This is a genomic window from Archangium sp. Cb G35 (assembly GCF_001896145.1).
Taxonomy (GTDB): domain Bacteria; phylum Myxococcota; class Myxococcia; order Myxococcales; family Myxococcaceae; genus Archangium; species Archangium violaceum.
Genome location: NZ_MPOI01000017.1, coordinates 33246 through 51557, shown reverse-complemented (window position 1 = coordinate 51557; position 18312 = coordinate 33246). Strand labels below are relative to the sequence as shown.

The 18312-nt window shown below is 68.0% G+C and carries 15 protein-coding genes; all 15 read left to right on the top strand.

Features of this window, described 5'->3' with window-relative positions; all coding sequences use genetic code 11:
• Window positions 1-6 precede the first annotated feature (6 nt).
• The 15 genes from BO221_RS42430 (at window position 7) to BO221_RS42360 (ending at window position 18168) form a co-directional block, all read left to right on the top strand.
• The gene (locus BO221_RS42430; RefSeq protein WP_073566633.1) at window positions 7-2487 is read left to right on the top strand and encodes an HD family phosphohydrolase; all 2481 of its coding nucleotides are present in this window, start codon (window positions 7-9) and stop codon (window positions 2485-2487) included.
• 23 nt (window positions 2488-2510) lie between these two features.
• Window positions 2511-3356 (top strand): rRNA maturation RNase YbeY, encoded by an 846-nt coding sequence (gene ybeY / locus BO221_RS42425; protein ID WP_073566829.1) that lies wholly within the window; start codon window positions 2511-2513, stop codon window positions 3354-3356.
• 125 nt (window positions 3357-3481) lie between these two features.
• The gene (locus tag BO221_RS42420; RefSeq protein WP_073566632.1) at window positions 3482-4798 is read left to right on the top strand and encodes a DUF4105 domain-containing protein; all 1317 of its coding nucleotides are present in this window, start codon (window positions 3482-3484) and stop codon (window positions 4796-4798) included.
• A gap of 54 nt (window positions 4799-4852) precedes the next feature.
• A protein-coding gene (gene prfB / locus BO221_RS42415) for a peptide chain release factor 2 (RefSeq protein WP_233166507.1) occupies window positions 4853-5972 on the top strand; the annotation gives its coding sequence in 2 pieces (ribosomal slippage) (window positions 4853-4921 and window positions 4923-5972; 1119 coding nt in all).
• 118 nt (window positions 5973-6090) lie between these two features.
• A complete protein-coding gene (locus tag BO221_RS42410; protein ID WP_073566630.1) occupies window positions 6091-6726 on the top strand; it encodes an RNA polymerase sigma factor in 636 nt (211 codons plus the stop codon).
• A 26-nt stretch (window positions 6727-6752) separates the two neighbouring features.
• Complete coding sequence (locus BO221_RS42405) at window positions 6753-7106, top strand: anti-sigma factor (RefSeq protein WP_233166506.1); 354 nt, start codon at window positions 6753-6755, stop codon at window positions 7104-7106.
• Between the two features lie 93 nt (window positions 7107-7199).
• Window positions 7200-8744 (top strand): lysine--tRNA ligase, encoded by a 1545-nt coding sequence (gene lysS / locus BO221_RS42400; RefSeq protein WP_073566628.1) that lies wholly within the window; start codon window positions 7200-7202, stop codon window positions 8742-8744.
• Between the two features lie 12 nt (window positions 8745-8756).
• Window positions 8757-11120, top strand: a complete 2364-nt coding sequence (locus BO221_RS42395; RefSeq protein WP_073566627.1) for an ABC transporter permease — start codon at window positions 8757-8759, stop codon at window positions 11118-11120.
• A gap of 5 nt (window positions 11121-11125) precedes the next feature.
• Window positions 11126-11800: an ABC transporter ATP-binding protein gene (locus BO221_RS42390; RefSeq protein WP_073566828.1), complete on the top strand. Its 675-nt coding sequence runs from the start codon at window positions 11126-11128 to the stop codon at window positions 11798-11800.
• Between the two features lie 152 nt (window positions 11801-11952).
• Window positions 11953-14349: an outer membrane protein assembly factor BamA gene (gene bamA, locus BO221_RS42385; RefSeq protein WP_198956299.1), complete on the top strand. Its 2397-nt coding sequence runs from the start codon at window positions 11953-11955 to the stop codon at window positions 14347-14349.
• A gap of 103 nt (window positions 14350-14452) precedes the next feature.
• Window positions 14453-15019, top strand: a complete 567-nt coding sequence (locus BO221_RS42380) for an OmpH family outer membrane protein (RefSeq protein WP_073566626.1) — start codon at window positions 14453-14455, stop codon at window positions 15017-15019.
• A 17-nt stretch (window positions 15020-15036) separates the two neighbouring features.
• A complete protein-coding gene (gene lpxD, locus BO221_RS42375) occupies window positions 15037-16092 on the top strand; it encodes a UDP-3-O-(3-hydroxymyristoyl)glucosamine N-acyltransferase (RefSeq protein ID WP_073566826.1) in 1056 nt (351 codons plus the stop codon).
• On the top strand, window positions 16089-16559 hold the full coding sequence (gene fabZ, locus BO221_RS42370; protein ID WP_369866019.1) for a 3-hydroxyacyl-ACP dehydratase FabZ: 471 nt from the start codon (window positions 16089-16091) through the stop codon (window positions 16557-16559). The genes lpxD and fabZ overlap by 4 nt, the downstream gene beginning before the upstream one ends.
• Window positions 16560-16580: 21 nt before the next feature.
• Complete coding sequence (gene lpxA / locus BO221_RS42365) at window positions 16581-17357, top strand: acyl-ACP--UDP-N-acetylglucosamine O-acyltransferase (RefSeq protein WP_073566625.1); 777 nt, start codon at window positions 16581-16583, stop codon at window positions 17355-17357.
• A gap of 7 nt (window positions 17358-17364) precedes the next feature.
• Window positions 17365-18168, top strand: coding sequence for an LpxI family protein (locus BO221_RS42360; protein ID WP_073566824.1), 804 nt, complete (start codon window positions 17365-17367; stop codon window positions 18166-18168).
• Window positions 18169-18312: the final 144 nt, after the last annotated feature.

Sequence of the window (18312 nt, the reverse complement as noted above, 5' to 3'; positions counted from 1 at the left end):
AACCCCATGGCCGAACCGGACTCGTCGCCCCCCGGACCCAGTCCGCTGGACGCGCTCGCCCACCGCTTCCGGCTCGGCCCGCGTTGGGGCCGGCGCCTGACGAGTGTGTTGTTGCTACTGACGGTGTCGGTGGCGGCCGGTTTCGTCATTTCTCCGGGCCTCTTCAGCCAGCAGATTCCGGCGCTCACCGAGGAGCACCTGGGCAAGCCCTTCCGGGCGAACTCCCCCGCGGGCTTCAAGGCCGGGCGGGACTACGAAATCATCCACCAGTCGATGACCGAGCAGCGGCGCCTGGAGGCGCGCGGCGCGGTGCGGCCGGTGTACGACCTGAGCCCGGGCGTGCTGTTGGAGATCCGCGCGTCGGTGGGGGCGGCCTTCCAGGAGATGCGTCAGCGTCTGGCGGCCCGGGCGGAGGCCACCCAGCAGGAGGGGGCGGCCCCGGAGGCGGGCAAGGCGCAGCCGCGCAAGTCAGCGCAGCAGTCCCTGGTGACTCCGGAGGACCGCGAGCTCTTCCTGGGACTGCTGTTCGGGCGCAAGGACGCGGTGCTGGACAATGACGACGTCCAGGCGCTGGCCTCGGCGCGCTTCTCCGAGGCGGTGGAGCAGGCCACGGTGGCGCTGGTGGAGCGGGCGTACGGCTTCGCCGAGCCCACCCCGGTGTACATCACCAACTCGCGCGAGGAGGTGTCGCGCGAGGGCCCGCAGGGCATCACCGTACGGGACCTGAGGCACAAGGGCGAGCAGACGCTGCCGGGGACGGCGCCCACGGTGGTGGACGTGCGCGAGGCGCACATGGAGATGGACCGGTTCGCGTCCATCCCGGGCAACCTGCTGCCGGACGCGCCGGGCGTGCAGCGGCGGGCGGTGCTGAGGCTGTCCAAGCGGCTGGTGCGGCCCAACCTCACCATCAATCTGGCGGAGACGGACGCGCGGCGGCGCCAGGCGGCGGCGGCGGTGAAGGACGCCGTCATCTCCATCAAGAAGGGCCAGCGGGTCATCGGGGACGGGGAACTGGTCAACGAGGCGCACCTGGTGGCCATCCGCGGCATGCGGGCGCAGACGGACCGGCTGGACCTGGTGCAGTTGCAGGTGGGTGGCACGGGGCTGGTGGCGCTGCTCATCTCGGCCATCTACGCCTTCTGCCGGGCGGCCTTCCGGCGCTTCCGCCCCACGCGCAAGGACGCGATGCTGCTGGGCCTGCTGCTGGTGGCCATGCTGGGCCTGCTGCAGGTGTGGGTGTCCATCGCGGACGCGGTGCAGGACCGGTACACGGCCATTCCCCTGGAGGCCTTCTATTACGCCTTCCCGGTGGCGGCCGGGGCCATGCTGGTGCGCTTCATCCTCTCCGAGGAGCTGGCGCTCTTCTTCGCGCTGGTGCTGGCGAGCCTGTGCGGGGTGATGCTGGGCAACTCGCTGTCCTTCGGCATCTACGCGCTGGTGGGCGCGCTGGTGGCGGCGGACCGTGTCGCCCACGCCAAGGACCGGGTGGGCCTCTTCCGGGCGGGTGTGGTCTCCGGTGGCGTCAACCTGGTGGCGGTCCTCTGCCTCTTCCTGGCCGAGGGCAAGGGGCTCACCCCGGACACGCTCATCACGGCCCTGTTCGCCTTCACGGGCACGGCCCTGGCGGTGCCGGTGATGGTGATGGCGCTCACGCCGCTCATCGAGTCCGTGTTCGGCTACGCGTCGGACCTGAAGCTGCTGGAGCTGGCCAACCTCAACCACCCGGCGCTCAAGGAGCTCATCGTCCAGGCGCCGGGCACCTACCACCACTCCATCATCATCGGCACGTTGGTGGAGAACGCGGCGGAGGCCATTGGAGCCAACCCGCTGCTGGCGCGCTCGTGCGCCTACTACCACGACATCGGCAAGGGCCGGAATCCGCTCTACTTCGGCGAGAACCAGAAGGGCGACAACAAGCACGACAGCCTCGCCCCGGCGATGAGCGCCGTCATCATCAAGCGCCACGTCACCGAGGGGCTGGAGATGGCGCGCCAGTACCGGCTGCCCAAGCTGGTGGCGGATGCGATTCCGCAGCACCACGGCACGCGGCTGGTGGGCTACTTCTTCCACAAGGCCGTCAAGGAGCAGGAGGGCAAGGAAGGTGCTCAGCCCATCGACGAGAGCATCTTCCGCTACCCGGGCCCCAAGCCGCAGTTCCGCGAGGCGGCGCTGGTGATGATCGCCGACGCCGTGGAGGCCTCGACGCGCGCGCTGCCCGAGCCCACCACGCCCCGGTTGCAGTCCCAGGTGCAGAAGATGATCAACCTCATCTTCTCCGAGGGGCAGCTGGACGAGTGTGACCTGACGCTGAGGGACCTGAACCTCATCGCACAGTCCTTCCTGCACACGCTGGAGGGCATCTACCATGCGCGCCCGGAGTACCCGGCGGGAGCGCTGCAGGCGGGCCCCAAGGGGGCGGCGCTGACGGTGGCGGGGACGACGACGAAGCAGGATGGCAAGGCGCGCCCGGCGGGCACGGGCACCTGAAGCAGCGGAGGAGGCCGAACGTGGTGAAGCTGCGCAAGGGCAAGATCATCCCGCGCGAGGATGGGAAGCGCATCGAGGAGTTCGTGGGCGCGGCGACGACGGGGACCGACTCCATGTCGGTGGCCCGGATGCTGGCGCCGCCGGGCTGGTCCGGGCCGGCGCGGACCGCCGCGTTCGACGAGGTGGTCATCGTCCTCAAGGGGGAGCTGACGCTGGTGGTGGACGGCCGGCGCCAGCTCATCGGGGAAGGGGAGCTGGGGATGGTGCCGCGGGACCACCGGGTGGTGCACCGCAACGATGGGCAGGGCGCGTGTGACTACTACTCGGTGTGCGCGCCGGCCTTCCGGGTGGAGCTGGCCCACTTCGAGGAGGAGCCCGAGGAGGAGCAGGCCAACCGGGTGACGGTGCAGGTGGCGCACCCGCAGGGCAAGCGCTTCTCCAAGCAGGTGACGGAGCTGGCGGAGACGTTCCTGCGCAAGCTGGAGCTGACGGGGTGCGAGCTGTCCATCTCCCTGGTGGGAGACCACGCCATCCGCCGGCTCAACCGCACGTGGCGCAAGAAGGACAAGGCGACGGACGTGCTGAGCTTCCCGGCGGGGGACCTGCCCAAGGGCACGCCCGGGCCGAGGCAGCTCGGGGACGTGGTCATCTCCCTGGACACGGCGAAGAAGCAGGCCAAGGAGTACGAGCGGACGCTCGAGGCCGAGGTGGCGCGCTACCTGGCCCACGGCCTGTTGCACCTGCTGGGGTACGACCACGAGCGCCCCAAGGACGCGCAGAAGATGGCGCGCACCGAGGAGCGGCTGCTCGGCGAGAGCGGCATGGTGGGCGACGCCGTGGCCCCCCGGGCCCGCAAGCTCATGACGTGAGGGCACGCGCGCCGTGGGCCGGGGTGGGAATGCCCTGGACGCCCGCTCACCTGCCAGCCACTCTCGGAGTTGAGTCGGGCGGTGCGCATGATAGGTAGGCCCGCCCTCATTTGTTGGGACGGACAATGCCTCGTCTTGCTCCATTGCTGACCTGCCTGTTCGGCCTGTTGCTGCTGGCCTCCACCCCGACGCATGCCCAGGAGCTGCCTCCCTGGGGGACGGGCGAGAGCCAGGGCCAGGACCTGAGCATCTACCTGGTCACCTTCGGGCCCGGGGATGACGTGGCGTCGTGGTTCGGGCACGGCTCGCTGGTGGTGGAGGATCAGCGGCTGAAGCAGTCGCGCCTCTACAACTACGGCATGTTCTCCTTCGACTCGACCATGCTGGCCCGCTACGCCATGGGGCGGCTCGAGTTCTGGGTGGACGACGCCGGCCCCGGGGGCACCTTCCGCTTCTACCGCTCGCTGAACCGGGACGTGCGGCTGCAGGAGCTGAACCTGTCGCCCGCGCAGAAGGTGGAGATGGGACGGCTGCTCGCCGTGAACGTGCTGCCGGAGAACCGGCACTACCTCTACCACCACTACAACGACAACTGCGTGACGCGGCTGCGCGACGCCATCGACAAGGTGGTGGGCGGCCAGTTCCACCAGGCCATGAGTGGACCCGGGCGCATGACGCTGCGCGACCACACGCGCCGTTACTCGGACGTCGGCCCGGCCATGGGCCTGCTGCTCGACTTCCTGATGAACGACGAGATCGACAAGCCCGTCACCCGCTGGCAGGAGGCCTTCCTCCCGGATGAGCTGGAGCGTCAGGCGGCGGAGCTGCAGGTGGTGGGGGAGGACGGGCAGAAGCACCCGCTGGTCGCGAAGACGATCAACATCTACGCGGCGCAGGGCCGCCCGGTGACGCCCGCGGAGCCGCCGAAGTACGCGCCCGTGCTGCTGGTGCTGGGACTGCTGCTGGGCGGCGTCGCGGCGGCTCTGGGGTTCTGGCTCGGCCGGAGCGGGGGAGCCCGGGCGCCGCGCATCCTGCTCGGCCTGCAGAACCTGCTGGTGGGCCTGGTGGCCGGGATTCCGGGCCTCGCCCTGTTCATCATGTGGCTGTTCACCGACCACACGGTCACGTACCGCAACGAGAACCTCTTCCTGGCCAACCCGCTCACCCTGCTGGCCGTCCCCCTGGGCATCCAGTTGATGCGCGGCTCGCCCCGGGCCCTCGAGCGGCTGCGGCGCCTGTGGCGGACGCTGGCGGCGCTGGGCGTGCTGGGGCTGGTGCTCAAGGTGCTGCCCACGTTCGACCAGGACAACTGGCGCCTCATCGCGCTCCTGCTCCCCCTGTCGATGGGCCTGGAGGGGGCGTGCACCCTGGCCCGTCTCGCGGCTCCGTCGGCCCGGCCCGCGGAGCCACTGTCTCCTTCCCTGAAGGCTTCCGGTAGCTGATCATCCGGCAATCGCGCGCGGGTACCCCTCGCGCACACCGAGGACACGACACACATGGCCAACGACTCGATGGAGAAGATCAACGGACTTCGGGAGCGGCTGCTCGCGCTCCGGGGGCATCTTTGACCTCGATCGCAAGAGGTCCCGCATCGCACTGATCGAGCGCGAGTCCACGCTCCCCAACTTCTGGGACGACAACACCAAGGCGCAGGCGATGCTCAAGGAGAAGACCACGCTCGAGTCGAGCGTGAGCGCCTATGAGAAGACGATGCGCGGCCTGGATGACGCCCAGGTGCTCTTCGAGCTCGCCGCCGAGCTCAACGACGAGGCCAGCGCGAAGGAGGCCGAGGAGTCGCTCGGCACGCTCGAGGCGGAGGTCGCGAAGCTGGAGCTGGCGCGGATGCTCTCCGGCGAGCAGGACCGCTCCCACTGCTTCATGGACATCAACGCGGGCGCGGGCGGCACGGACTCCATGGACTGGGCCGCCATGCTCATGCGCATGTACACGCGCTACTGCGAGACCAAGGGCTGGAAGGTCGAGATCAACGACGCGGTGGAGGGCGAAGAGGCCGGCTTCAAGAACGTCTCGCTGCGGATCGAGGGCGAGTTCGCCTACGGCTACCTCAAGGCCGAGGTGGGCGTGCACCGGCTGGTGCGCATCAGCCCCTTCGACGCCAACGCGCGCCGGCAGACGGCCTTCGCCTCGGTGGACGTCTATCCGGAGGTGGATGACACCATCAAGATCGACATCCCGGAGAAGGACTACGAGCTGAAGTTCATCCGCGGCGGTGGCGCGGGCGGTCAGAAGGTCAACAAGACCTCCTCCACGGCGCAGTTGCGCCACCTGCCCACCAACATCCTCATCACCTGCCAGACGGAGCGCTCGCAGTCGGCCAACAAGGACATGGCCTTCAAGATCCTCCGCGCCCGCCTCTACGAGCTGGAGCTCAAGAAGCGCGAGGCCGAGCAGGCCGCCGCCGAGGCCCAGAAGAAGGACATCTCCTTCGGCTCGCAGATCCGCTCCTACGTGCTCGCGCCCTACCGCATGGTGAAGGACCTGCGCACCGGCGTGGAGACGGGCAACGTGGACGCCGTCCTGGACGGCAGCCTCGAGGAGTTCGTCACCGCCCAGCTCATGGGTGTGAAGAACCCCAACCGCAACGTCCCCGAGTAATTGCCCGGAAGTCCCGTGGAACCTTTCCATGGCCTCGTTGTCCGAGGCCGTGGAACAGGGAGAAACGGAGCGGGGTAGGATGGAAGCGCGCGGTGTAGGCCACGTGGGGAGGTCACCGGTGTCTTCGAGCGGGGTGCTCGGGATGGAGACAGAGGGAACGCCGGTGTCCGCCGAAGCCGAGGCCGCCGCGCGCGAGGAGCGTCTGTTGCTGGCGCGCCTGCGGCGGGGAGAGCCGGAGGCCTTCGAGTCGCTGGTGAACACGCACCAGGACCGGCTCTACGACTTCTGCGTGCGGATGCTGGGGGACCGGGAGGAGGCGAACGATCTGGTGCAGGACGTTTTCGTGAGCGCCCACCAGAACCTGTCGCGCTTCCGGGAGGACTCGAAGCTGTCCACGTGGTTGTTCCGGATTGGAAAGAACCACTGCATCAACCGGCTGAAGTACCTGAAGCGGCGGGGCAGGGGACGCTCGGAGGAGTACGGCGAGCAGAGCGAGGGGGCGTTGGCGGACCTGTTGGGCTCGCCGCCGGGCCCGGACGCGGCGCTGGAGTCGGCCAGGGAACAGGCGCGGGTGCAGTGGGCCATCTCCCAGTTGGAGCCGGACGCCCGGATGCTGGTGGCCCTGAGGGACATCGAGGGGTTGTCATACGAGGAAATCGTCGACATCACGGAGCTGGCGTTGGGTACTGTGAAGAGTCGGCTCCACCGGGCACGGGAGAAGCTGGCGGATCTCCTGGGGCGGCTTGAGGAATGAACGGTTTTCAGCGGAGACTCCGGGATATGCCAGCGCAGCTCAGCCACCGCGAGACCAAGGCCCTCTTCATCGCCCTCGCCGATGAGGAGCTTCCGGCCGACAAGGCCCAGGCGGTGCGTTCGCACCTGGACGAGTGCGGTGACTGCGCGCAGGGGTGGCAGCGCTATTCGGCCACCGTGCTGCGGGTGCGCAACGTGGAGAAGCAGAAGGCGCCCCCGGCGCTGGCCTCCATGGTGATGACGCGGGTGAAGCGCCAGCGGCGCTTTGGCCTCAAGCGGCTGCACCAGATGCACGCGCACTACCGGCTGCCGGTGGAGATCCTCATTCCGCTGCTCATCGCGGCCGCAGTGGGGGCCTTCCTCATCATGTCCGCGCCCTGAGACGGGCCGGGCCGGGTCTTTTCGGGAACATCCCTTCCAGCCATTCATTGCGTCCCGGGGTGGGCTTGGCTACGGTGCCGCGCCCCTACGCCCATGGCTGACACTCCAGAGAACAAGAACGCGGAAGCGGACCTCGGGTCCAAGGAGCAGGAAATCTACGACCAGCGCCTCGAGAAGGGGCGCAAATGGCGGGATTCCGGCTTCAACCCGTACGGCAACGGCTACCGCCCCCAGCACCTGGCCGCGGAGATCCTCACCCGTCACGGCAGCCAGTCCATGGAGGAGCTCGAGAAGGCCGAGCCCGCCGTCTATGACGTGGCCGGCCGCATCGTGGCCGTGCGCAGCTTCGGCAAGGCCGCCTTCGTCAAGCTGCGCGACCGCTCGGGGGAGATCCAGGTCCACCTCAAGAAGGACGCCCTCGGGGACGCCTACGAGCTCTTCAAGCTCACGGACATGGGTGACTTCGTCGCCGCCCAGGGCGCGGTGTTCCGCTCGAAGACGGGCGAGCTGACCCTGTCCGCCACGAAGTTCGTGCCGCTCACCAAGTCCCTGCGGCCCCTGCCCGAGAAGTGGCACGGCCTCACGGACGTCGAGGTCCGCTACCGCCAGCGCTACCTCGACATGGTGTCCAACCCGGACGTGAAGCAGGTCTTCCTCAAGCGCAACAAGCTGGTGCGCTTCATCCGGGACTTCCTCGACACGCGTGACTTCGTCGAGGTGGAGACGCCGATGATGCACCCGCTGGTGTCCGGCGCGGCGGCCCGGCCCTTCCGCACCCACCACAACGCCCTGGACATCGATCTGTACATGCGGATCGCCCCGGAGCTGTACCTCAAGCGCCTGGTGGTGGGCGGCATCGAGCGCGTCTACGAGATCAACCGCAACTTCCGCAACGAGGGCATCAGCACCCGGCACAACCCCGAGTTCACGATGCTCGAGTTCTACCAGGCCTACGCCACGTTCGAGGACCTGATGGACCTCACCGAGGAGATGCTCTCGGGCGCGGCGAAGGCGGTGACGGGCGACACCAAGGTGACGTACCAGGGGCACGTGCTGGACTTCGGCAAGGGGTGGAAGCGCATCCCCATGACCGAGGCCATCCGCGAGGTGGTGCCCTCCCTGAGCGACAAGGACATGGCGGACCCGGAGCGGCTGCGGAGCGAGCTGCTCAAGACGTCGCATGGCGAGGCCGAGCGCCGCGCCGTGGAGACCATGCACCACGGCGAGCTGGTGGGCGCGCTCTTCGAGCACCACGTGGAGCAGAAGCTGGTGCACCCCACGTTCATCACCCACTACCCGACCGCCGTCAGCCCCCTGGCGCGCCGCAACGACCAGAACCCGGACATCACCGACCGCTTCGAGCTCTTCGTCGCCGGCCGGGAGATCGGCAATGCCTTCTCCGAGCTGAATGACCCGCTCGATCAGAAGGAGCGCTTCCTCGCCCAGCTGGACGCCAAGCAGCGCGGCCAGCAGGAGACGATGGACTACGACGAGGACTACATCCGTGCCCTGGAGCACGGCATGCCGCCCACGGCCGGCGAGGGCATCGGGATTGATCGCGTCGCGATGCTGTTCACGGACGCACCGTCGATCCGCGACGTCATCCTCTTCCCCCTCCTCAAGCCGCTTGCGAAGTAGGCAGGGAATCTCGTGAACGCCGAACGGCAGACCGTCTACCGCTGGAGTCTCATCTGGAGCGGCGCCCTCGTGGCGCTCGTGGGGGCCGTGCTGCTCGGCCTGGCCATCACCCGCGCCGACGCCTGGGCGCGTGTGGCCGGCACGCTCGGCTTGTCCACCCTCAGCTGGGGCGGGCTGCTGCAGGCACTCAACGCGCTCGGCATGCAGTCGATGCAATCGGCCCTGCCGTCCGCGGTGAAGCCCGTCGGGACCGAGTACGTCATCGCCGGTGCGGCGGCCTGGCTGGCCGGCTGGGGGGTCATCGCCTCCGGCATCCGGCGCGCCCCGGCCTCCTCCGAGGGTCCGAGTCCGGCCGCTGGCGCGACGCTGTACCCGCGGCTGGCCCAGTACCGGGACTTCTACTGGAGCACCCTGGGCGCCTACGGCGGCGGCGTCTTGCTGGCGGAGCTGGTGCTCATCCTCCTGCAGACGTTCCTGTCCAGCGGGGGCGGCTCCGCATCGGCGGGGGAGTCGTCGGGGCTGGCGCCGACGGTCGCCTTCGCCGTGTCGTTGATCGTCGCGTCGCTGGTCGCCTTCGCGTGTGGCTTCGTGGGCGCCTCGCGTGCGCGGCGGGTGGCCATGCCCGAGGCCACCATCGGTGTCATCTACCTGGGCCTGCCCGTGCCCATCCTGCTGACGCTGATGGAGCAGCTGCCGGATCTCCAGCTGTCGCTGGGCTACCGGCTGCGCGAGGTGACGTACCTGGCGGACATGCTCGGCCGCCCGGTGATTGGCTACTGGCTCGTCTTCTCGCTGCTGGTGCTCATGCTGGTGCTGGGCATCAACACCGGCTTCATCGCCGCGGGCAGCGGACGGTTGGACCTGCGGGTGGGCTTCGAGCTCTTCGTGGCCCGCCGCCACGTGGGTGTCTTCCGGCCCTCGCTGCTGCTGGGCACGCTGGCGGTGCTGATGTTCGGCATCGTCCCGCCGCTCATCGTCTACGGCATCATCCGCGCGGTGGAGGCGGCCGTGGAGCGCACGCGCATCCGGGCCCTGGGCCTGAAGGATCCGCTCGCCGCCGCCTCCGCGCTCAACAACCTCAAGCTGCGCGAGCAGTCGCCCACCATGATGATGACGGCGCTCTCGGTGGGCGGCGTGGGCGTGGGCGTGATGGCGCTCATCATCGTCCTGTCGGTGATGAGCGGCTTCGAGGAGGACCTCCAGAAGAAGATCCTCGGAGCCCACTCGCACGTGGTGGTGTCCAAGTACGCGGGCCAGCTGCCCGAGTACAAGCGGCTGATGGGGCAGATCGCCAAGGTGCCCGGCGTGCAGGGCCAGACGCCGTCCATCGACAACCCGGTGATGGTGCTCGCCGATGACGAGGTGCAGGGCATCGTGCTCAAGGGCATCGACCCGGAGACGGTGGGCTCGGTGTTGGACCTGCGCCAGAACATGCAGCCGGGTGGCAACCTGGATCACCTCGAGCAGCCGCAGAAGATCGCCCCCCGGCGCACGATGTTCGGCAAGCAGCCCGATGAGCCCGAGGAGGAAGAGGCCGAGGACCCGATCATCGGCAAGTCCACGACGAGCGCCTCGGACAAGGTGCTGCCCGGCATCATCCTCGGCCGGGAACTGGCCGCCATCCTCCGGGTGGTGGTGGGGGACCGGGTGAACGTCATCTCCCCGCAGGGCGCCGAGCTGGGCCCCGCCGGCCTCATCCCCAAGAGCCGCGCCTTCCGCGTGGCCGGCATCTTCTACTCGGGCATGTACGAGTACGACGCCAAGTTCGCCTACATCCTGCTGGCCGAGGCGCAGAAGCTCTTCGGTACCGATGGCCCCAGCGGCATCGAGCTGAAGGTGGCGGACGTGGACGACGCCCGGCGCATCTCCCAGGCGGTGTCCCGCGAGCTGGGTGGCTACCCCTACCGCTCGCGCGACTGGGGTGAAATCCACCGCAACATCTTCTCCGCGCTCCGGCTGGAGAAGCTGGTGATGGGCATCATCCTGTCCATCATCATCGTGGTGGCCGCCGGCCTCATCGTGGCCACCGTCATCATGCTCGTGCTGGAGAAGCGCAAGGAGATCGCCGTGCTCAAGGCACTCGGTGTCTCCGATGGCGGCATCGTGAAGATATTCCTCGCCGAGGGTCTACAGATTGGCGTGGCGGGGGGCCTGTTGGGGCTCCTGTCCGGCCTGGCGTGGTGCTACTTCATCCTGAAGGTGGGCATCAAACTGGACCCGTCCGTCTATTACATCCCCGCACTGCCGGTGAAGATCGAGCCGGTGCAGACCGCGCTCGCGGTGGTCATCGCGGTCCTGGTCACCTACCTGGCTTCCATCTATCCCGCGCTCAAGGCGAGCAGCGTGGAGCCGGTGGAAGGCCTGAAGGCGGAGTGAAGAAGATGGCGCTGCTCTCCATCCACAACGTCTTCAAGAGCTACTTCCTGCACGGCAAGCGCATCGACGTGCTGCGTGGCGTGTCGCTGGACATCGAGAAGGGCGAGCTGGTGAGCCTCATCGGTGCGTCCGGAGCGGGGAAGAGCACCTTCCTGCACGTGCTGGGCACGCTGGACATCCCGGCCGCGGGCGAGCTGCGCTTCGAGGGCCGCAACGTGTTCGCGATGAACGACGCGGAGATCGCCGACTTCCGCAACCGCACCATCGGCTTCGTCTTCCAGAGCCACTACCTGCTGCCCGAGTTCACCGCCCTGGAGAACGTGGCCATGCCGGCCCTCATCCAGCGGCGGGACCGGACCGAGACCTATACCTACTCGCGGGAATTACTGGAGCGGGTGGGGCTGGGCAGCCGGGTGGAGCACCGCCCCGGGGAGCTGTCCGGCGGCGAGGCCCAGCGCGTGGCCCTGGCCCGGGCCCTGGTGCTCAAGCCGGCGGTACTGCTCGCCGACGAGCCCACCGGCAACCTGGACCCCGCCACCGGAGAGGGCATCCACCAGTTGCTGCGCGAGGTGAACCGGGACCTGGGCATCACCGCCGTGGTAGTCACCCACAACGAGGTTCTGGCCCGTTCCATGCCCCGAAGGCTGCGGTTGGTGGCCGGCCAGGTGACCGAGGCTTGACTTCCTGGCCCCCCTCCCGGCGATTTCCCATTGAGACCCGCCGAATTCCTCCCGTAGATTGCCCCGCCCTTCACAGGCCGAACGCTCTCTTGAGGCTCCCCGTTCTCTCGCTCAGGTTCCTGGTTCCGCTCCTCGTCGCCGCATGGACGGTGATGCCCGGTCGCGTGCTCGCGCAGGCGGACAAGGCCACCCCGCCTCCGGCCTCCGTCCCCGCCGAGGCTCTTCCCCCGGCTCCCGCCACGCCCGGCTCCGAAGCCCCCGCCGCCCCCGAGCGGGAGGTCCGGGAGGACGAGGTCACCGACATCCGCATCGAGGGCAACCGCCGCGTCGAGGGCGAGGCCATCCGCCGCGCCCTTCGCACCAAGGCCGGTGAGATTTTCGACGAGGACCGTACCGCCGAGGATCTCCGCGCCGTCTGGGCGCTCGGCTACTTCGCCGATGTTCAACTCTTGACGCAGCGCCTGCCCAACGGCGGCATCGTCTACGTGGTGCGCGTCCAGGAGCGGCCCTCCATCCGCGCCGTGAAGCTGCGCGGCAACGAGGAGCTCAGCCAGGACGACCTCAAGGAGTCCATCGAGGTCAAGGCCCTCACCATCCTGGACATGGACGCGGTGCGCCGCACCCAGAAGAAGATCCAGGAGAAGTACATCGACAAGGGCTACTTCCTCGCCGAGGTCACCCACGAGATCTCCCCCGTGGAGGGCGGCCAGGTCGATGTGGTGTTCGTCATCGACGAGAACTCCAAGGTGATGGTGAAGGACATCGTCTTCCTGGGCGCGGAGCAGGTGTCCGTCTCCAAGCTCAAGGACGTGATGATCACCAAGGAGGGTGGCTACCTCTCCTTCGTCACCGGCGAGGGCACCTACCGCGAGGAGGCCTTCCAGCGCGACCTGGCGGTCATCCAGGCCACCTACTACGACGAGGGCTACATCAACGTCCGCGTGGACAAGCCCACCGTCTCGCTCTCCGCCGACAAGCGCGACATCTACATCACCATCAAGCTGACCGAGGGTGATCGCTACGACATCGGGAAGATCGACTTCTCTGGCGACCTGGTGATTCCCAAGGAGGAGCTGGCCACGTTGATGAGCTCCGGGACGGGCCGGCACTTCAGCCGCACCGAGCTGGGCCAGGACATCCAGTCCATCACGGACGTCTACTACGACCGCGGCTACGCCTACGCCAACATCAACCCCGTCACCAACGTCAACGCGGACACCAAGACGGTGGACCTGACGTTCGACGTGCAGAAGGGCCCCCAGGTCACCGTCGAGCGCATCGAGCTCGTGGGCAACACCAAGACGCGCGACAAGGTCATCCGCCGCGAGCTGCGCGTCTACGAGGGTGAGCTCTACAGTGGCACCGGCGTGCGCCGCAGCAAGGAGCGCGTGACGGCGCTCGGCTTCTTCGAGACGGTGGAAGTCACCCAGCGCCCGGGCAGCCGCGACGACTCCATCGTCATCCAGGTGGAGGTGAAGGAGAAGGCCACCGGTACCTTCCAGGTGGGCCTCGGCTTCTCCAACGTGGAGAACTTCATCTTCACGGCCCAGGTGTCGCAGAACAACTTCCTGGGGTGGGGCCAGAGCGTGTCGGCCTCGGCGCAGATCTCCAGCCTGCGCTCGCTCGTCCAGCTGTCCTTCTTCGATCCGTACTTCCTGGACACCAACTTCCTGCTGTCCGCCGACTTCTTCCGCGTAGAGGCGGACTACGTCGACTTCACCCGTCAGTCCACCGGCGGCAACCTGTCGCTGGGCTACCAGGTGATCGAGGACCTGCTCCTCAACGTGGGCTACTCGCAAGAGCACGTGAACGTGTCGGCCTCGCAGGACTTCGGCGGCGTGCTGCTGGCCAACCGCTTCCTCAGCGGCGTGACGAGCTCGGTGCGCTTCTCGGTCACCTACGACAAGCGCAACAACCGCCTGTTCCCCTCCAAGGGCTTCATCCACTACGGCTCGGTGGAGTACGCGCCGCCCTTCCTGGGCATCGGCAACTCGCCGTTCCTCTTCACGCGCTACACCGCCTACTCGCGCCTCTACTTCCCCATGCCCCTGGGCGCCGTCTTCAAGACGAACGCCACCGTGGGCTACATCCAGCAGTTGGATGCCAACCGGCCGCTGCCCATCTCCGAGCTCTACTACCTGGGTGGTATCAACTCGGTGCGCGGCTACCTGCTGCGCAGCATCAGCCCCTCGCTGCTGGCGCCCAGCTCGGGCTCGCCGGACGCTCCCGTCGAGCGGCTCAACGTGGGTGGCAACAAGCAGTTCATCCTCAACCTCGAGCTCGAGTTCCCCGTCTTCGAGAAGGCCGGCATCCGCGGCGTCGTCTTCTTCGACGCGGGTAACGCGTTCGCCGCCAACGAGAACTTCTTCGTCATCCGCAATGACCGGGGTGTGCCGTTGCCGCTGGCGGGCCTGTTCACCTCGGTGGGCTTCGGCTTCCGCTGGTTCTCGCCGGTCGGTCCCTTGCGCTTCGAGTGGGGAATCCCGCTCAACAAGCGCACGGAAGACGAGCCCATCCTCTTCGAGTTTACGATCGGCAATTTCTTCTGACAGGCGGCCTGCCCGCTTCCCAACCGGCCGATTTCACGGCCGTTGAACAGGGAAGGGGGCCGGAACGTCGGACTTTCCAAACCTCTCCGAGGAGCTGTCGCACATGTCGCTTCGAAGCAAACTGTCGGTTCTGGCCCTGTCTCTCTCGCTCGCTGTTCCGACCCTGGCCGCCGCCCAGGACCTGAAGGTCGCCTACGTGGACTATCAGCGCGTCCTGGTCGAGGTGGCGGATGGCAAGGCCGCCAAGAACCGGCTCCAGAAGTGGGTGGAGGGGCGTGAGAAGGAGATCGCCCAGGAGCAGCAGAACCTCCTCAAGGAGAAGGAGACGCTGGAGAAGCAGGCCAGCGCCATGAGCGAGGAGGTCCGTGCTCAGAAGGCCGCCGACTTCCAGAAGAAGTACCTGGAGCTGATGCAGAAGTTCGAGAAGAGCCGCGCGGAGATCGCCGAGCGCGAGCGCAAGGAGATGGAGCCCATCATCGGGAAGATCGACGAGGTCATCGCCGGCATCGCCAAGCGCGAGAACCTGGGCATGGTCTTCGAGAAGCGGGACTCCGGCCTGGTGTTCGCGATGAGCCAGTATGACCTGACCAACGAGGTCATCCGGAACTACAACAGCTCCTCGGCCAAGCCGAAGGATGCGCCGGTCGCCAAGGACGCTCCCAAGAAGTAGGCCTCTTCGTGAACGCCATCACCCCGCGCCGGCTCGGTGAACTCGCCACCCATGTGGGCGGCGAGCTCGTCGGAGATGCCGGCCTCTTGATTACAGGGCTCAACGGACTCGCCGAGGCGGGTCCGGGCGAGCTCTCCTTCTACGGCAATCCGCGCTACCGCAAGCAGTTCGAGGCCACCCGGGCCTCGGCCGTGCTGGTGACGCAGGATGCCGAGCCTCGCGAGGGCGTTTCCCTGGTGCGGGTGGCCAATCCGCACCTGGCCTTCGCGAAGATTTCCAGCCTCTTCCACCCGAGGCCCTCGTACCCGGCCGGAGTGCGGCCCGGGGCGCACGTGCACCCGGAGGCGCGCGTGCACCCGGAGGCCACGGTGATGGCGGGCGCCACGGTGGAGAAGGGCGCCACGGTGGGCGCTCGCGCCGTGCTCTTCCCCGGTGTCTACGTGGGCGAGGGCTCGGGCATTGGCGAGGACAGCCTGCTCTACCCCAACGTCACCGTGCGCGAGCACTGCCAGGTGGGCGCGCGCGTCATCCTCCATGCCTCGTGTGTGGTGGGCGCGGACGGCTTCGGCTTCGCGTTCAACCCCGAGGGCGAGAACGGCCCGGAGCACTACAAGGTGCCCCAGTCCGGCATCGTCCGCATCGAGGACGACGTGGAGGTGGGGGCCTGCACCACCATCGATCGGGCGACGATTGGCGAAACGGTCATCGGCCGGGGCTCCAAGCTCGACAACCTGGTGCAGATCGCCCACAACGTGAAGGTGGGCCCGCTGTCGCTCATCTGCGCGCAGGCGGGCGTGTCCGGCTCGGCGGAGCTGGGCATGGGCGTGGTGCTGGCGGGGCAGGTGGGCGTGGTGGGCCACATCCGTGTGGGTGACATGGCCAAGGTGGGCGCCCAGTCCGGCGTGGCCCATGACGTGGAGGACGGGCAGGTGGTCAGCGGCAGCCCGGCCGTACCCCACAGGGAATGGTTGCGTATGTCGGCCGCTCTCGGGCAGATCAGCGACCTGCTCAAGGAAGTGCGTACCCTGCGCCGCAGGGTCGAGACGCTCGAGAAGAAGGAGAAGGCCGGATGATGGACATCCAGGAGATCCAGCAGTTGCTGCCGCACCGCTATCCGTTCCTCCTGGTGGACCGGGTGGTGGAGATCGTCCCCGGCCAGAAGCTGGTGGCGTTCAAGAACGTCACCATGAACGAGGAGTTCTTCAACGGCCATTTCCCGGGGCACCCGGTGATGCCGGGAGTGCTCATCCTGGAGGCGCTGGCGCAGGCCACGGCCATTCTCGCGTACAAGACCGAGAACATGGACCCCAAGAACATGGTGACGTACCTCATGGGGGTGGACGGGGCGCGCTTCCGCAAGCCGGTGGTGCCGGGAGATCGGCTTCAGCTGAACATCGAGGTCATCCGCCACAAGGGTGCCATCTGGAAGACGAAGGGCACGGCCACGGTGGATGGCGTGAAGGTGGCCGAGGGTGAATTCCTGGCCACCGTGGTGGACAAGAACAAGGGCACGGGCGGCTCCACGGCCGACGCTTCCTGAAAAGGTACGAGGTAGATACCCATGGCGCAGGTTCACCCCACCGCGGTGGTCCACCCCGGGGCTCGTCTCCACGAGACAGTGGAGGTGGGTCCCTATTCCATCATTGGCGAGAAGGTGACGATTGGCGCGGGCTCGCGAGTGGGCCCGCATGTCGTCATCGAGGGGCGCACGACGCTCGGAGAGCGCACGCGCATCTTCCAGTTCGCCTCGGTGGGCGCGGCGCCCCAGGACTTGAAGTATGCCGGCGAGGACACCGAGCTGATTCTCGGTGACGGCAACACCATCCGCGAGTCGGTGACGCTGAACATCGGCACGGCCGGTGGCGGCGGAGTGACGCGGATCGGCAACAACAACCTCTTCATGGCCTACAGCCACGTGGCCCATGACTGCGTGGTGGGCAACGGCTGCATCCTGGCCAATAGCGCCGCGCTGGCCGGGCACGTGTTCATCGAGGACTTCGCGATCATCAGTGCGCTGTCCGCGGTGCACCAGTTCACCCGGGTGGGCAAGCACGCCTTCATCGCGGGTGGCTCCATGGTGGTGATGGACGTGGCCCCGTACTGCACGGCGCAGGGAGACCGGGCGGAGCTGGCCGGCCTCAACGTGGTGGGCCTGCAGCGGCACGGTTTCAACGAGGAGCAGATCGGCCGCATCAAGGAGGCCTACAAGATCCTCTTCCGCTCGAAGCTGCAGTTGGCGGAGGCGGTGGCCCAGCTGAAGGCGGAGATGGGCGGGCACTCGGAGATCGAGTACCTGCTGAACTTCGTCAGCCAGAGCAAGCGCGGGCTGACGCGCTGACGTGAACGTGGAGCGCATCGGCCTCATCGCGGGCAACGGACGGTTGCCCTTCCTGTTCGCGAGCGCCGCCCGGGAGCAGGGGCTGGAGGTCGTGGCGGTGGCCCACCGGGGCGAGGTGGATCCCTCGCTCGAGGCGGAGGTCGCCGAGCTGACGTGGGTGAAGCTGGGTCAGGTGGACCGGATCGTCCGCGCCTTCCGCAAGGGAGGGGTGAAGCGGGCGGCGATGGCCGGGGGCATCGGCCGGGTGCGGGCCCTGACGGAGGCCCGGCCGGACCTGGGCGCGGTGCGCATCATCTCGCGCCTGCGCAGCTTCCGGGACGACGCCCTGCTGCGCGCGGTGGCGGACTACTTCGAGTCCCATGGCATCACCATCGTGGCGCCCACGGACTGGCTGGCGCAGGCGCTGTGCCCCGAGGGACACCTGGCGGGGCCTCGGCTGAACGCCGCGCAAGAGAAGGACGTGACGCTGGGCCGGGAGGTGGCCACGCTGCTGGGCCAGGCGGACGTGGGCCAGACGGTGGTGGTGCACAACGGGCACGTGCTGGCGCTGGAGGCGGTGGAGGGCACGGACGAGGCCATCCGGCGGGGTGGCAAGTACGGTGGAGCGGGGGCGGTGGTGGTGAAGCGGTGCAAGCCGGGGCAGGACCTGAGGTTCGATCTTCCGGCGGTGGGCCCGCGCACGCTGGAAGTCATGCAGGAAGTAGGAGCGAAGGTACTGGCGCTGGAAGCAGGCAAGACGGTGCTGCTGGACGCGCCGGAGCTCTTCCGAGGGGCGGACAAGGCGGGCATCACCCTCGTGGGAGTCCCCTGAGAGAGGAACGGGGTGAGGGTGCCACGCCCCCCTGGTTGTTCACCGTGCATGCTCCCTCTCCCTCTGGGAGAGGGCTGGGGTGAGGGTCGTCAATTCACACCACTGTGTGGAATGCTCGCCGCCCAAGGGCCTGTTCCGGACACT